The 15,248-nt window shown below is 61.8% G+C and carries 16 protein-coding genes; 12 read left to right on the forward strand and 4 right to left on the reverse strand.

The window, feature by feature from the left end; all coding sequences use genetic code 11:
* Positions 1-6: 6 nt before the first annotated feature.
* Together BHC62_RS08850 and BHC62_RS08855 are read right to left on the reverse strand one after the other, a co-directional pair.
* The gene (locus tag BHC62_RS08850; RefSeq protein ID WP_029297432.1) at positions 7-1,140 is read right to left on the reverse strand and encodes an OpgC family protein; all 1,134 of its coding nucleotides are present in this window, start codon (positions 1,138-1,140) and stop codon (positions 7-9) included.
* A gap of 224 nt (positions 1,141-1,364) precedes the next feature.
* A complete protein-coding gene (locus BHC62_RS08855) occupies positions 1,365-2,984 on the reverse strand; it encodes an FMN-binding glutamate synthase family protein (protein WP_029297430.1) in 1,620 nt (539 codons plus the stop codon).
* A gap of 267 nt (positions 2,985-3,251) precedes the next feature.
* Between BHC62_RS08855 and BHC62_RS08860 the strand changes: the two genes are divergently transcribed.
* From BHC62_RS08860 to BHC62_RS08875, 4 genes are all read left to right on the forward strand, one after another.
* On the forward strand, positions 3,252-3,524 hold the full coding sequence (locus BHC62_RS08860) for a type B 50S ribosomal protein L31 (protein ID WP_029297428.1): 273 nt from the start codon (positions 3,252-3,254) through the stop codon (positions 3,522-3,524).
* Between the two features lie 150 nt (positions 3,525-3,674).
* Positions 3,675-5,006, forward strand: coding sequence for an HD domain-containing phosphohydrolase (locus tag BHC62_RS08865; protein WP_070994771.1), 1,332 nt, complete (start codon positions 3,675-3,677; stop codon positions 5,004-5,006).
* Positions 5,007-5,084: 78 nt separating this feature from the next.
* Positions 5,085-5,498 (forward strand): NUDIX domain-containing protein, encoded by a 414-nt coding sequence (locus BHC62_RS08870; RefSeq protein ID WP_029297423.1) that lies wholly within the window; start codon positions 5,085-5,087, stop codon positions 5,496-5,498.
* Between the two features lie 25 nt (positions 5,499-5,523).
* Positions 5,524-6,162 (forward strand): LysE family translocator, encoded by a 639-nt coding sequence (locus tag BHC62_RS08875; RefSeq protein WP_029297421.1) that lies wholly within the window; start codon positions 5,524-5,526, stop codon positions 6,160-6,162.
* Positions 6,163-6,166: 4 nt separating this feature from the next.
* Here BHC62_RS08875 and metR read toward each other — a convergent pair whose 3' ends face one another.
* The gene (gene metR / locus BHC62_RS08880) at positions 6,167-7,084 is read right to left on the reverse strand and encodes a transcriptional regulator MetR (RefSeq protein WP_032859924.1); all 918 of its coding nucleotides are present in this window, start codon (positions 7,082-7,084) and stop codon (positions 6,167-6,169) included.
* A 182-nt stretch (positions 7,085-7,266) separates the two neighbouring features.
* Here metR and BHC62_RS08885 point away from each other — a divergent pair, with 182 nt between their 5' ends.
* From BHC62_RS08885 to BHC62_RS08905, 5 genes are all read left to right on the forward strand, one after another.
* The gene (locus BHC62_RS08885) at positions 7,267-8,286 is read left to right on the forward strand and encodes an alpha/beta fold hydrolase (RefSeq protein ID WP_029297417.1); all 1,020 of its coding nucleotides are present in this window, start codon (positions 7,267-7,269) and stop codon (positions 8,284-8,286) included.
* Positions 8,287-8,347: 61 nt separating this feature from the next.
* Positions 8,348-9,001 carry a DsbA family oxidoreductase gene (locus tag BHC62_RS08890; protein WP_070994772.1) on the forward strand — a complete coding sequence of 218 codons (654 nt, stop codon included), beginning with the start codon at positions 8,348-8,350 and terminating at the stop codon, positions 8,999-9,001.
* 206 nt (positions 9,002-9,207) lie between these two features.
* Positions 9,208-10,128 (forward strand): arginase, encoded by a 921-nt coding sequence (locus BHC62_RS08895; protein ID WP_070994773.1) that lies wholly within the window; start codon positions 9,208-9,210, stop codon positions 10,126-10,128.
* Complete coding sequence (locus BHC62_RS08900; protein ID WP_029297412.1) at positions 10,125-10,505, forward strand: EamA family transporter; 381 nt, start codon at positions 10,125-10,127, stop codon at positions 10,503-10,505. The genes BHC62_RS08895 and BHC62_RS08900 overlap by 4 nt, the downstream gene beginning before the upstream one ends.
* Entirely contained in the window at positions 10,502-10,915 is a 414-nt protein-coding gene (locus BHC62_RS08905) for an EamA family transporter (protein ID WP_029297410.1), read from the forward strand. The genes BHC62_RS08900 and BHC62_RS08905 overlap by 4 nt, the downstream gene beginning before the upstream one ends.
* A gap of 234 nt (positions 10,916-11,149) precedes the next feature.
* On the opposite strand, the gene BHC62_RS08910 is transcribed toward BHC62_RS08905, so the two are convergent.
* A complete protein-coding gene (locus BHC62_RS08910) occupies positions 11,150-11,914 on the reverse strand; it encodes a MipA/OmpV family protein (protein ID WP_070994774.1) in 765 nt (254 codons plus the stop codon).
* Between the two features lie 230 nt (positions 11,915-12,144).
* Here BHC62_RS08910 and BHC62_RS08915 point away from each other — a divergent pair, with 230 nt between their 5' ends.
* The 3 genes from BHC62_RS08915 to BHC62_RS08925 are packed head-to-tail and all read left to right on the forward strand — an operon-like array spanning position 12,145 to position 15,081.
* Positions 12,145-12,843: an MtnX-like HAD-IB family phosphatase gene (locus BHC62_RS08915; RefSeq protein WP_029295151.1), complete on the forward strand. Its 699-nt coding sequence runs from the start codon at positions 12,145-12,147 to the stop codon at positions 12,841-12,843.
* Positions 12,836-14,230: an aspartate aminotransferase family protein gene (locus BHC62_RS08920; protein WP_029295153.1), complete on the forward strand. Its 1,395-nt coding sequence runs from the start codon at positions 12,836-12,838 to the stop codon at positions 14,228-14,230. The genes BHC62_RS08915 and BHC62_RS08920 overlap by 8 nt, the downstream gene beginning before the upstream one ends.
* Positions 14,227-15,081 carry a carboxylesterase gene (locus BHC62_RS08925; protein WP_070994775.1) on the forward strand — a complete coding sequence of 285 codons (855 nt, stop codon included), beginning with the start codon at positions 14,227-14,229 and terminating at the stop codon, positions 15,079-15,081. Before BHC62_RS08920 ends, BHC62_RS08925 begins: the two co-directional genes overlap by 4 nt.
* Positions 15,082-15,248 lie beyond the last annotated feature (167 nt).

Consider the following 15,248-nt stretch of genomic DNA (forward strand, 5'->3'; position numbering starts at 1 on the left):
GGCTAACTATCTACCCGCCACCCACTGGCGTTGTCGCGACGCATCCAGGTGCTTGTTGAACTCCAGCCAGGCCGCCAGCGCCGCCATCAGCATCAGGCCCAGCAGGGCACTGAAAATCTGCATCGGCCAGGCGTCGTTGACCTGGGCGTTGAGCATGTCCGCCAACGGCGCGAGCAACACCCCCAGGCAAAACACTTCCAGTGAATAGCGGCCCATGCGACAGCTTTGCCGGGCCAACCAGTTTTGCGTCCACGCCCGACCCGGCAGCAGCTTGGCGGTGACATAGGCCAGGGCAAGGAAGTGCAACAGGCGCGCCGGCGACAGATCGGTCTTGCTGATGGGGTACAACAGGTCGCTGATGACGGCGGGCATCACCGCATCGTGGATCTCGGGCCAGCGCCAGGACAGGGTGATCACCGCGGCCAGCAGGGTGTAGGTGGCCGCGGCGATAAACACTGGTTGCCGGTGCAGCGGCCGCGTATCGGGTGCGCGCGGTTGGCTGGCATGCACCGCCGCCGCGCCGCCGAGAATAAACAGAAACTGCCAGGTCACCGGGTTGAAATACCAGACGCCGTCGGCAATCGCCGCCAGGTTCCAGCCCAGGCGTGGTGCCAACAGGTACACCGTCATCGACGCCGCCACCACTGCCAACGGCTTGCGCAGCAACAGCGGCAGCACCAGCGGCAGGCCCAGCAACAACACGATGTACAGGGGCAACGGGTCCATCAGGTTGGGCTTGAAGCGCAACAGCAACTCATCGGTGAGGGCTTGTTGGGGGTTGGTGATGAAGTGCGTCAGGCCCATTTCCTGGACCAGGTCGCGGGTTTCTACCTTGCTGTTGGCGAAGAACACGATGCCCATCAGCATCGCCAGCAAAAAGATATGCACCACGTACAGCACCCAGGCGCGGCGCAGGATTTTCAGGCTGGCCATCCAATAACCTTCGCCCTGCAGGATTTTGCCGTAGGCCAGCACGCAGGCGTAGCCGGCGAGAAACACAAAGACCTCGGCGGCATCGCTGAAACCGAAGTTGCGTAGGGTGATCTGGCCCAGTGGGTTTTGGGGGACGTGATCCCAGAAAATGAAGATCAACGCCAGGCCCCGAAAAAAATCGATGCGCGGGTCGCGTCCTTTAAGCATGGCTGCGGGCTCTTGAACAATGGGTTGAATAGTGACGCGAATGGTCCTGCCGTGCGTCGGGCGGGCGCAGGTTGGCGGTATTTGTAAGCAATTGCAAAGGTTGGGTATTACTGAATGTCTCATGCGCGCCCGCTAGGCATCGAGGATCCCCCGCGTGTCATGACTGCCGGCCAGTATCCCTTGCGCAGGGCCTTGACCTGCGCAGGGTTGTCGTGGCCGACTGTTTACGCGGCTTCCACCTCATGGGGCTCAAAACTGTCTGCCCGCGCCATCTGCCACATCCGCGAATAGAACTCGCCGTTCACCTCGCCAGTGAGCAATTCACCGGGCTTGAGGAACACGTGCAACTGTGAGAACAACTTGATCTCGGTGGCCGACATGCGCCGCACCAGGTGCTTGGCCGACAGTTGCGACGGATGATCCAGCCCTGCTGCCGCGAGCATTTCGGCCAGGGCCTTGAGGGTGTTGCGGTGGAAGTTGAATACGCGCTGGGCCTTGTCCGGGACCACCAGCGCCCGCTGGCGCAGCGGGTCTTGCGTGGCGACGCCGGTGGGGCATTTGTTGGTGTGGCAGCTTTGCGACTGGATGCAACCAATGGCGAACATAAAGCCCCGGGCCGAGTTGGCCCAGTCGGCACCGATGGCCAGGACGCTGGCGATGTCGAAGGCACTGACGATCTTGCCGCTGGCGCCGAGCTTGATCTTGTCCCGCAGGTTCAGGCCTACCAGGGTGTTGTGCACAAACAGCAGGCCTTCGCGCAGGGGCACGCCGATATGGTCGGTGAACTCCACGGGGGCGGCGCCGGTGCCGCCTTCCTTGCCGTCGACCACGATAAAGTCCGGCAGGATTCCGGTTTCCAGCATGGCCTTGGCAATCCCCATGAATTCCCACGGGTGGCCCAGGCAAAATTTGAAACCCACCGGTTTGCCGCCGGACAGTTCACGTAATTGAGCGATGAACTGCATCAGCTCGATCGGCGTGGAAAACGCGCTGTGGCGTGACGGCGAGATGCAGTCTTCGCCCATCAGGATGCCGCGGGTCTCGGCGATTTCCTTGGTCACCTTGTGCTTGGGCAGGATCCCGCCGTGGCCGGGCTTGGCGCCCTGGCTCATCTTGATTTCGATCATCCGCACTTGGGGGTTTTGCGCCTGCACGGCGAAGCGCTCCGGGTCGAAGCGGCCGTCGCTGGTGCGGCAGCCAAAATAGCCGCTGCCCAGCTCCCAAGTCAGGTCGCCGCCGTGTTCGCGGTGATAGGGGCTGATGCTGCCTTCGCCGGTGTCGTGGGCGAAGTTGCCGAGCTTGGCCCCTTGGTTGAGCGCGCGGATGGCGTTGGCGCTGAGGGAGCCGAAGCTCATTGCCGAGATATTGAACACCGACGCCGAATACGGCTGTGTGCATTGCGGGCCGCCGACGATCACGCGGAACGCGCTGGGATCGCTCAACGGCGCCGGGCGCATGGAGTGGCCGATAAACTCGAAACCGGATTGGTACACATCGATCAGGGTGCCGAAGGGTTTGTCAGCGGTTTCGTTTTTGGCCCGCGAATACACCAGCGAGCGCTGGGATCGGGAGAAGGGCAGGGCGTCGCTGTCGGATTCGAGCAGGTATTGGCGGATTTCCGGGCGGATGCCTTCCACCAGGTAGCGGATATTGCCCAGGATCGGGTAGTTGCGGCGCACGGCGTGCGGGCTTTGCAGTAGGTCGAACACGCCGATCAGGCTGAGGACACCGGTGACCAGGGTAAACGGCCACAGCCATTCGTGTTGGATAAAGGGCAGGCTGGCGAGGGTGAAAATGACACACACGGCAAAGAATGCATAACGGCTAAGCAACGACAGGCTCATACGGTTTCCTTGGGTTCGGACTCTTTATGACCTGCAGGAACCGGCTTGCCGGCGAGGGCGTTTTCGATAGCAAGCCAGTTCCTACAAGGATCTCCAGGCTATGGATGCCTGTGCTCTCACGGAGCACCAGCTTACGGGCGAGTTCGTTGCCAGGGCAACCGCATAGAACCTGGGCTTCTATCGGTATTGCAATACGTTCTCGTTTGGGTGCATTATTTGCGTTACTGTATAACGTATTAATCTTGCCCAGATGCCCCCGGAGGCCCTATGAAAGCTGGTATCCATCCCGCCTATCGCACCGTACTGTTCCATGACACTGCCGCCGACGTGTTCTTCCTGATCGGCTCCACGGTCGACACGGATCGCACCCACCAACACAGCGATGGCAATACTTATCCTTACATGGCTCTCGACGTGTCCAGCGCTTCCCACCCGATCTACACCGGGCAACAGCGCAAGACCCAGGTCGAAGGGCGGATTGCCGGCTTCAACAAGCGCTTTGCCTCGTTTGGTTCCTCCAGCAAAGCCGCCGAGGCCTGACCGGTTCGAGGCTTCAGGCGCGGTAGTGGTAAATAGCATCATTAGGCCACTACCGGCTAAAAAACTGACTAAACTGCTAGGTAATAGCCAGGAGGCTGTTACCTTGACCGTAGGAAGCGCACACCGACGCGACTAGATCCGAGGTGTCCCGTGGGAGAGTCAGTTACCTTTTCTGAAATCGATCGTCCCGTGGTGCTGTTGATCGACACTCACCCGGACGTGCATGACCGCCTCGCGCAGTTACTGCGCCTGGAACCCTTTGAACTGTGCAGCGCCACCACGGCGGTCGAAGCGTTAGCCACGCTGGCGCGCCAGCCTGTGGACCTGGTGATGAGTGCTGCACGCCTGCCGGATATGGATGGGGCCACGTTGCTGGCACAGATCCATCACGACTACCCCCATACCGTGCGCCTGCTGTTGACCGGCGAAACCGACCTGACCCTGATCATCAAGGCCATCAACGAAGGGCAGATCTACCGCTACCTGAGCAAACCCTGGAAGGACGAAGAGTTGCTGCTGGCGCTGCGTCAGTCCTTGGCCCACCAGCATTCCGAGCGTGAGCGCCTGCGCCTGGAACAACTGATCCGCCAGCAGAACGAGGAGCTCAAGCAGCTCAATGCATCCCTGGAAAAGCGCGTGGTCTCGCGCACCAGTGAATTGCAGCAGACCGCCGACATGCTCGACCTGGCCTACGAAGAACTCAAGCACAGCTACGCCACCGGCACCGAGGTGTTCTCGCTGCTGGCCAACCTGCGCCTGCCGCGCAGTAAGCAGACCAACCGCCAGATCATCGAGCTGGTGCGCACCTGGTGCGTGCTCCATGGCCTGGACGATGCCAGCAGCCGCGACCTGACCATGGCGGCGGCGCTGTACAACATCGGCAAGTTGAGCTGGAGCGACAGCATGATGGTCGCGCCCTCGGACTTGCTGCACAGCACCGACCGCGCGCGTTTTCGCGAGTACGCCACACAGAGCGAATCGTTGTTGATGACCCTGGAACCGATGAAGGACGCCGCGCGGCTGATCCGCCATCACCAGGAGCGCTGGGACGGCAGTGGTTTCCCTGATCACCTCAAGGGCGAGGCCATTCCTTTCGGCTCGCGCTTGCTGAAGCTGGCGGTGGATTTTATCGAACTGCAGCGCGGCTTGATTCTTGAGCGGCAGATGAACAGCGACGAGGCGCTGCTGTATATCCGCAAATACGCCGGGCGCCTGTATGACCCGGACATGGTGGAAGACTTCGTCCAGGCCTGCGCGGCCTTCCTCAGCGACGTGACCCTGGGCGACCCGACGGTCAGGGTGCTGGGCACTCGCGAGTTGGCCGAAGGCATGGTCCTGGCGCGCAACCTCAATGCCGACAACGGCATGCTGCTGCTCAATGCCGGCAAGGTGCTGAACCTGCCGCTGGTAGACAAGCTGATCGCGTTTGAAGCCATGGAAGGTGCCAAGTACAGCGTGTTCATCAAGGACCCCGAAGAGTAAGCCAGCTGTGGCTGTGGCATTGCAGCACGGAGCACAGTCATGTGATCCTTCGCGCCTTTATTCCAAGGCGTTTATTTCATGTCCAAGACCATCCGTATTGCCGCCGCCCTGTTGATCGGCAGCGACGGCCAGACCCTGCTGGTGCGCAAGCGTGGCACCCAGGCCTTTATGCAACCGGGCGGCAAGATCGATGCCGGCGAGCAACCGGCGCAGGCCTTGGCGCGTGAGCTGCACGAAGAGCTTGGCCTGCAGATCGACCCGGCAGCGGCGCAGTACCTTGGGCATTTTTCGGCACCGGCGGCCAACGAGCCGGGGTTTACCGTGGAGGCCGAGTTGTTTGAAGTGCGTATCGACGTACCGGTGACACCCGCCGCCGAGATCGAAGAAGTGCGCTGGATCGATCCGGCCGGCGACGGTGGCCTGCAGTTGGCGCCCTTGACACGTGACCTGATCCTGCCTTTCTATCGCGCATCGCTGACCACTATTGCCTGAGCTGTCGGGCACAAAGGACTGAGCCGTGATCCCCCTCAATGACTTGCTGATTTTTGCCGCCGCCTCGCTGCTGCTGGTGCTGACCCCGGGGCCGAACATGATCTACCTGATTTCCCGCTCGATCTGCCAGGGCCGCAAGGCCGGGGTGACGTCGTTGCTGGGGGTGGTCGCGGGTTTTTTCGTGCACCTGTTCGCCGCTGCCGCCGGTTTGACGGCGGTGTTCCTCACTGTGCCGCTGGCTTATGAAGTACTGAAATGGGCCGGTGCGCTCTACCTGCTGTGGCTGGCCTGGCAAGCGGTGAAACCGGGTGCCCGCTCACCGTTCCAAGCCCAGCAATTGCCTGCTGATTCGCCACGCAAGCTGGTGACCATGGGCTTTCTGACCAGCGCACTGAACCCGAAAATCGCCGTGTTCTACCTGTCGGTATTCCCGCAGTTCATCACCCCGGAGCACGGCTCGATCTTCACCCAGAGCCTGATGCTGGGCTTTACCCAGATCAGCGTCAGCTTTGTGGTCAACTTGCTGATCTCGCTGTGCGCTGCCAGCATCGCCGCGTGGTTTATCCACAACCCCACGTGGCTGGCGGTCCAGCGTTATTTCATGGGGTTCGTGCTGGCAGCCCTGGCGGTGCGCCTGATGCTCGAGCAACGGCGCAGCGCGTGAACAATCAACGGACCGCGCTGACCCCATCGAGGGTTGAAAACGACGTGTCCTTGGCGGTCAGCAAAAAGTCGCGCATGTACGGCGCATCCAGCATATCCGCACGGATCCCGGCGTACAGCGTGGCGAACAAACCTTTCTCCCCCAGCCGCTTGGCCTTCACATAACCCCGCGAGCTGTACTCATGCAGCGCCCAGTGGGGCATGCCGCACACGCCGCGACCGCTGGCCACCAACTGCATCATCATCACCGTCAGCTCCGAAGTGCGGACTTGTGCGGGCTCGACATCGGCCGGTTCCAGGAACCGGGTGAAGATATCCAGGCGGTCGCGTTCCACCGGGTAGGTGATCAGGGTTTCGCTGAGCAAATCCTCGGGCACGATGTACGGCTTGTTCGCCAGCGCGTGCTGGTTGGCCACCGCGAGCATTGCTTCGTAGGTGAACAGCGGCACATAGGTGATGCCCGCCAGCTCCAGTGGGTCGGAGGTCACCACCAGGTCCAGGTCGCCACGGGCCAGGGCCGGCAGTGGGGCAAAGGCAAAGCCGGAGGCCAGGTCCAGTTCTACTTCCGGCCAGGCATCGCGGAACTGGTCGATGGTCGGCATCAGCCACTGGAAGCAGCTGTGGCACTCGATCGCCATGTGCAGGCGCCCGGCAGTGCCACCGGCCAAGCGCGCAATATCCCGTTCGGCCCCGCGCAGCAGCGGCAAGGTGGCATCCGCCAGTTGCAGCAGGCGCAAGCCAGCGCTGGTGAAGCGCACGGGCTTGGTCTTGCGCACAAACAGCGGCATGCCCATGCGTTCCTCCAGCTCCTTGAACTGGTGGGACAACGCCGATTGGGTCAGGTGCAGGCGTTCGGCGGCTTCCACCAGGCTGTCGGCTTCGCGCAAGGCGTGCAGGGTCTTGAGATGACGGATTTCGAGCACGGGCTCTCCATGAAGATAATTTGTGACAAGTTCCAATGGCGTGAGTTTGTCTCATGTTGCCAAATCTGTCGACCATGACCGCTGGGCGCTCTTCATCAAACTGTCACGTAACTGTGGCAGCGCGCTTGAACAAACTTCATCAGACTCGCGCTCTACTGGGGTTCTGCGTTTCGGTGTTTTTCATGCGCGTGTTGTTTTTACTGGCCGCCTTACTGTTCGGCCTGCCGTCTTTTGCGGCTTCTCGATGTGATGTCAATGTCCCGACTGAGCGGGTCGACCTGGACCAGGTGAGCCTGGCGTACCAGAGCATTGGTCGTGCCTCCGATCCGGCCTTGTTGCTGGTGATGGGTCTGGGCGGGCAGTTGATCCACTGGCCGGACGAAGTGGTAGTCGCCCTGTGCCAACAGGGTTTTCGGGTGATCCGCTACGACAACCGCGACGTTGGCCTGTCCACCTGGCGCCAGGCGCCCGCCAGCGCCAACCTGACCTTTGAAGTGCTGCGCTACAAACTGGGCCTGCCGGTGGCTGCGCCCTACACCTTGACTGACATGGCCGACGACGCGCTGGGGTTGATGGATGCGCTGCAGGTGCGCCAGTTCCATGTGCTGGGTGCGAGCATGGGCGGCATGATCGCCCAGCACTTGGCGGCCATGGCCCCGCAGCGCGTGGAAAGCCTGACCCTGATCATGACCAGCTCCGGTGCCGAAGGCCTGCCCGCGCCGAATGCCGCGCTGGTCCAACTGCTGTCACGGCGCAGCGCGCCCAACCGCGAAGTGGCCCTGGAGCAGCAAGCCGATTTGCTCGCGGCCCTGGGCAGCCCTGAGGTCAAGGATGATCGCCAGGCCTTGCTGCAGCAGGCGGCGCAGTCCTACGACCGGGCATTCAACCCCGAGGGTGTGAAGCGCCAGATCATGGCAATCCTTGCCGAACCGAGCCGGGTGCCATTGCTCAATCAATTGCGCGTGCCGACCCTGGTGGTCCACGGCACGGCCGACCCGTTGCTGCCGGTCATGCATGGCGTGCACCTGGCGGCGCATATCCAGGGCAGCCAGTTGCGGCTGATCCCGGGCTTGGCTCATCGTTTCCAGGAGGCATTCAAGGCGCCGTTGCTGGCGGCGGTGTTGCCCTACCTGCAAGCCCACCGCGAAGAGGCGGCGCATTGGGCGCAGGTTGATCGCGCGCTGCCGGCCAAGGTTTTATGAGCAGCGCCTAGGGGTGTATGGTGCGACATTTATGGCGTGTAATGCCTGCGAGGTTGCCTGAATGAGTACTTCCCTGAAAATCGATTTTGTCAGCGACGTGTCCTGCCCCTGGTGCATCATCGGCCTGCGCGGCCTGACCGAAGCCCTGGACCAACTGGGCGCCGAAGTGCAGGCCGAGATCCACTTCCAGCCCTTCGAACTGAACCCGAACATGCCCGCCGAAGGGCAGAACATCGTTGAGCACATCACCGAGAAATACGGCTCCACCGCCGAAGAATCCCAGGCCACCCGTGCCCGCATCCGCGACATGGGCGCCGCGCTGGGCTTTGCGTTTCGTACCGATGGCCAGAGCCGTATCTACAACACCTTCGACGCCCATCGCCTGCTGCACTGGGCCGGGCTCGAGGGCTTGCAGTACAACCTCAAGGAAGCGCTGTTCAAGGCCTATTTCAGCGATGGCCAGGACCCTTCCGACCACGCTACCTTGGCGATCATTGCCGAAAGCGTCGGGCTGGACCTCAAGCGCGCAGCCGAGATCTTGGCCTCGGACGAGTACGCCGCACAAGTGCGCGAGCAGGAACAACTGTGGGTCTCCCGTGGCGTGACCTCGGTGCCGACCATTGTGTTCAACGACCAGTACGCGGTCAGCGGCGGGCAGCCGGCTGAGGCGTTTGTCGGGGCGATCCGCCAGATCATCCAGGAGTCCAAGGCCTAAAGTCGAGCGCAAAGCAAAATGTGGGAGCGGGCTTGCTCGCGAAAGCGGTATATCAGCTAAGTATCTCTTAACTGACCCACCGCTTTCGCGAGCAAGCCCGCTCCCACATTGGATCATTGTTGTCCCCCCCTGGCCCATCCCTTGCATTACCCCCTTAAAGCCCAGCCGGCGTGCGGTTGGGCGCTGCCAAGGGGTGAAACATTACCTTGAATATCCTCGATCTCGACCACAGCCTCACAGCCCAGGCACCCATTGCCCGGCGTCTGGCCAGCGGTCACGCCACGCGCCTGGACCTGCTCGACCTGGGCCCGAAACTGCGCCTGTGGTCCACCGAAAAAACCTGGAAGCGCTTTGCCCAGCGCCTGGCCCAACGGCCCCGGCCGACCATGGCGCGACCCGAAATCTTCTTTGTCGGTTCTGGCGACTATCACCACCTGACCCCGGCTTTTCTCGCCGAGGTGCAGGAGCCCATCAGCCTGATCCACTTCGACAACCACCCCGACTGGGTGCGCCTGGCGCCGCGCCGGCACTGCGGTTCGTGGGTCAACCAGGCACTGAAGATGCCGGCGATCAAACGTATTGTCACCCTCGGCCCGTGCAGCGATGACCTGCATAACCCGCAACTGCGCGGCGGCAACCTGGGCGCCCTCAAGCGCGGGCACTTGCAGTTGTTTCCCTGGCAGCACGCGCCGTCGAAAGTCTGGGGGCGGGTAGGGGATGGCGCCGGCCACGCACAACAGGAAAACCACCTGCACTGGCGCAACCTGGCTGAGCTCGACTGGGGCGCATTCCTTGAGCAAATGATCGCCAGCCTGCCCACCGAGGCCGTGTGGATCACCCTGGACAAAGACGTACTGGCCAGCGAAGACGCCGCCACCAACTGGGACCAGGGCGGCATGCGCCTGACGCATCTGCTGCAAGCCCTGCGGGCGTTGGCGGCGAGCAAGCGGATCATCGGTATCGATGTGTGCGGCGAGTTTGCCCAGCCTGCATTCAGCAACGCGTTCAAACGCTGGGAAGCCAAGTCTGACCAACCGCCGGCCGAGCGCTGGAGCGCGGACGATTTGCTGCGCAACGCGGCGACCAACGAGGCGTTGATCAACCTGTTCGAGGAGCTGTTTCCGTGACCCTGACCGTGGTGGTGTTATTGGTCTTTTCCATCGTGCTCGATGTGATTGGCCAGTTGTGTTTCAAGCTGGGCGTGGACCGCTTGCCCGAAATCAATGGCGGTTTTCGCCTGGGTGCATTTTGGGGCCAGGTGCTCAATGCACCGTTGCTGTGGGCGGGCATCGGCGCCTATGTGATTGAATTTTTCGTGTGGCTGGAGGCCTTGTCCCGTGCGCCGCTGAGCCTGTTGTTTCCGCTGGCGGCGCTGGCGTATTGCCTGGTGGTGCTGGTGGGCAAAGTCGTACTGGGGGAAACCGTCAGCCGCCGTCGCTGGCTGGGTACCCTGGTGATTACGGCCGGCGTGATGCTGGTTGCTGTTGCGGGGACTCAAGCATGAATTCGGAAAATATCGCTATCCGTCCGGTTGGCTGGCTGCACGGTCGCCTGGGGACGCTGGTGTTGTGGGCGTTGTTGATCTTGACCGAAAGCGGCGGCCAGTTGTTTACCAAGGTGGCCGGCGATCAGCTGGGGCAGATGGATTTCAACTGGCAATGGTTGGCGGCGGTAGCGGTCAACCCGGGGATCCTGGCGGCCATTGCCTGTTATATCGGCGCATTTTTTGTGTGGATGCTGATCCTGCGGCGCAGCAGCCTGTCCCTGGCTTTCCCCCTGAGTTCGCTGGTGTTTGTGGTGGTGTTGCTCGGCTCATGGCTGGGCCTGGGCGAGCACATCAGCTTCCTGCACTGGGTGGGCGTGGTGGTGATCATTGGCGGGATCGCGCTGCTGGCCGAGGGCGAAGAAAACTGAGCGCAGGCTGGAGTGCTGGATAAATGTGGGAGCGGGTTTGTGTGGGAGCTGGCTTTTGTGGGAGCTGGCTTGCCTGCGATGCAAGCGCCTCGGTGCATCAGTTAAACCGCGGTGATGCTATCGCAGGCAAGCCAACTGCCACACAAGCCAACTGCCACACAAGCCAACTGCCACACAAGCCAGCTCCCACAACAGCCAGCTTGCACATTTTGATGGGGCTTGGGCTTTGGACAATCAATCGAAGGTGTAGCTGATCGCCGTCTGCACCTGCCCCTGGTTCACCTCGCCGGTCTGGCGCACGATGCTGCTGTCGGCCGCCGAACCTGTCAGGTGGACCCAACTGGCACTGGCCAGCAGCGACCACTTGGGCGCCAGCGGGATCTGCAGGCTCTGGGTCAATGTCAGGTTCTGGAACCCGCCGCTGGCGTTGTACGGGCGAATTCCCGAGGCTTGCGCCTCATGCTCATCGACCCCGAAAAACGTCTGGGTCTGGTTATCGTCGGCAAAGTGCGCCACCAGCCCCGTACTGCCAATGACCCCGCCGCCCAGTGGGTAACCCAGTTCGCCGCCGAGCTTGCCCAATATCCCGCTCTGGTCATGAGCGCCGCCAACACTGCGCCCCAGCTGCGCATAGACCCGCCAGAAGTCGGCCGGTGCGTACTGGATAAACCCACCGACCTCAGCCATGTCCGACACGTCTCGCAGGCCCTGTAGCGGCCCGTTGGCCGTGCGTCCCGGCAGGTAGTTGAGGTACGGCCCGGCACTCAAGCCATTGCTGTTGAGCACGCTCCAGGTCAGGCCATCATCGGTATCGAGGCTGACATCTCCCCAATCCAGGTCGAAGTACGGCACCGGTACCGTCTGATAGCGGCTGGCGCTGGGTTCCCGTGGCTGATAGCTCAGGCCCAGGCCCACCTCGCCGCTGATGCCGGCCGCCGCTGCCGAGTCCATCCATAGCCCCAGGACGCCGGCGCACACCAGCGAAGTCACCCTGAACATATTGCTTGCTCCTCTTGCAAAACATGCGCGCATGAACGCGCAGGCGCGGGGGCTTGTGCAAGCACTCATGTTGTTTGTAGCGACCTACAAAATTTGTAGCTTGGCCGCGTCCTTTATCACCCGCGCATGCCCGCGAACCCCAGCCCTGCTGGGTTTTGCCCACTTGGCACAGTCCCTGCTCTATCCCTGTCAACGGCGCATCAGCGCGCTAGCATCCAAGGTAAACGCAGATGAATGACTGGCATATCGTGTGTGACTTCGATGGGACCATCACACCCACCGATGTCATCGACAACGTTCTCCAACGCTTCGCAGGCAGAGAATGGGAAACCATCGAGCAGCAATGGCTGGACGGCCATATCGGTTCGCGCGAATGCCTGAGCCGCCAACTGGCGCTGATCAAGGCGACGCCGGCCGAGCTGCTGGCGTACTTCGACACGGTCGAGATCGATCCGGATTTCCCGGACTTCGTCGACCATGTCCTTGGCCTCGGTGCCTCCCTTGAGGTGGTCAGTGACGGCATCGAGCAGGGCATCGCGCGGATCCTCTCGCGCAACTACGTGACCTTGCTGCCGATCATCGCCAACCGCCTGCGCCAGGTCGACCAGAACAGCTGGCGCATCGACTTCCCCCATGCCAGCGACGCCTGCCGCGCGGCCTCGGGCAACTGCAAATGCAAGTCCACCCCGCGCAACAAGCGGGTGTTGGTGATCGGCGACGGCAAGTCCGATATGTGCGTATCGACTACCGCCGATTTCGTCTTCGCCAAAGGCAGCCTGGCGCAGTACTGCCAGGCCCACGCCATCCCCCATCTGCGCTTCGACAGCTTTGCCGAACTGCCTGCATTACTGGCCCGACTGCCCCAGGGCATGGCCGCCAACGCCACTCACTTTACTTCTGACACTCAGGAACTCTTTCATCATGTCTGATATCCGTATCGCTACCGCCGAAGACCAGGTTCTGCTGGATAAAGAAGCCAAATACTGCTCCTACGGCGACACCGTCCACTACATCGACCCACCGCGTATCTTCAGCCGCTGCGAAGGCTCCTACGTCTGGGACACCGAAGACCAGGCCTACCTCGACCTGCAAATGTGGTACTCGGCGGTCAACTTCGGCTACGCCAACCCGCGCCTGAACAATGCGCTGAAACAGCAGATCGACACCCTGCCGCAAATCGCCAGCCAGTACCTGCACAAGGGCAAGATCGAGCTGTCGGAAATGATCGCGGTGGATGCCAAGAAAAAATTCGGCCTCGATGGACGCGTGCATTTCAACGTCGGCGGTTCGCAGTCCATCGAGGACTCCCTGAAGGTGGTGCGTAACGCCTGCAACGGCAAGAGCCTGATGTTCGCCTTTGAAGGCGGCTACCACGGGCGTACCCTCGGCGCGTCGTCCATCACCTCCAGCTACCGCTACCGTCGCCGCTACGGCCACTTTGGCGAGCGCGCCAACTTCATCCCGTTCCCGTACCACTTCCGTGGGCCAAAGGGCATGACCAAGGAAGAATACGGTAGCCACTGCGTGCAGCAATTCGCGCGCCTGTTCGAGACCGAATACAACGGTGTCTGGGACCCGAAAGTCGGCCAGAGCGAATACGCCGCGTTTTACGTCGAGCCGATCCAGGGCACCGGCGGCTACGTGATCCCGCCGATGAACTTCTACAGCGAGCTCAAGCAAGTGCTCGACCAGCACGGCATCCTGATGGTGGTCGACGAAATCCAGATGGGCTTCTGGCGCACTGGCAAGTTGTGGTCGATCGAGCACTTCGATGTGCAACCGGACGTGATCGTGTTCGGTAAAGCCCTGACCAACGGCCTCAACCCATTGGGCGGCATCTGGGCCAAGGAAGAACTGATCAACCCGAAACTGTTCCCGCCGGGTTCCACCCACTCCACCTTCGCCTCCAACCCGCTGGGCACGGCGGTGGGCCTGGAAATGTTCAAGATGACCAGCGAAGTCGACTACGGCGCGATGGTCATGGCCAAGGGCAAATACTTCCTTGAAGGCCTGCAGGACCTGCAAAAGCGCTTCCCGATCATCGGCGATGTGGATGGCCTGGGCCTGGCCCTGCGCTGCGAAATCTGCGGCCCCGATGGTTTCACCCCGGACAAGGCGACCCTGGACTACATGGTTGAGGAAGGCATGAAAGGCGACATGCTGGTAGACGGCCAGAAACTCGGGCTGATCCTCGATGTGGGCGGTTACTACAAGAACGTGATCACCCTGGCGCCGTCCCTGGAAATCAGCTACCCGGAAATCGACCTGGGCTTGAAGCTGCTGGAGCAACTGCTGACCCGAGCGATGAAGCGGTGAGTCTGGCCGATATCGATCTCGGCGAAGGCAACGCCGGCTTCGTTCTCGGCAACGGTCCGGTCGGGGTCCTGTTGATCCACGGCCTGACCGGCACCCCGACCGAATTGCGTCGGGTTGCCCAGGGCCTGGTCAAGGCGGGTAATTGCACGGTGTACGTGCCAACCCTGGCCGGGCACTGCGGGGGCAACGAGGACCTGCAGGCCACCGGCTGGCGCGACTGGTACGAGGGCGTGCGCAAGACCTTTGTCGGGGTGCAGCAGCGTCATTCACAGGTGTTCGTCGGTGGCTTGTCCATGGGCGCGGTGATGTCGATGTACCTGGCTTCGGAATTTCCGGGCCAGGTCGCGGGGTTGCTGATGTATTCCACGACCCTCAAGTACGACGGTTGGAGCATCAACAAAATGGCGTTCATCACGCCGTTGCTGATCCGCATTCCCTTCGGCGTGCGCCTGTTCCGCTTTACCGAGAAGCCGCCCTACGGCATCAAGAACGAACGCTTGCGGGCGATCGTCGAGCGGCAGATGAAAGAGGGCGAGAGCAGTGAGGCCGGGCTGTTGACCATGGAAGGCGTCACCGTGCGTGAGTTGCACTGGATGAATGCCGTGGTGAAGAAACGCATGCCGTCGATCAAGACCCCGGCGCTGGTCCTGCACTCCATCGAGGACGACATCACCAGCCGCTGGAACGCCGACTACGTGGAACGCCACCTCGGCGGCCCGGTGACCAAGATCCTGTTGGACAACTGTTACCACATGATCACCGTCGACCTGCAATACCGGCGGGTGATCGAGTTGAGTGCCGACTTCATTGAGCAGCACACCACCCCTGTGGACGAATATCACCGGGCCTGACACCGCCCCCTGTAGGAGCGGGCTTGCCCGCGATGGTCGCCAACGATGACAGGTAGCGCCTGGTTCAACGCGGCGGCCTCGAGTTTTTCGCTGGCAAGCCAGCGCCTACAAGGTTCTCCCTGTAGGCGCCGGGTTGTCCGCTTGCCACAGTATTGACAGGGATCAGA

Source organism: Pseudomonas sp. 06C 126, from assembly GCF_001855215.1.
GTDB classification, from domain to species: domain Bacteria; phylum Pseudomonadota; class Gammaproteobacteria; order Pseudomonadales; family Pseudomonadaceae; genus Aquipseudomonas; species Aquipseudomonas proteolytica.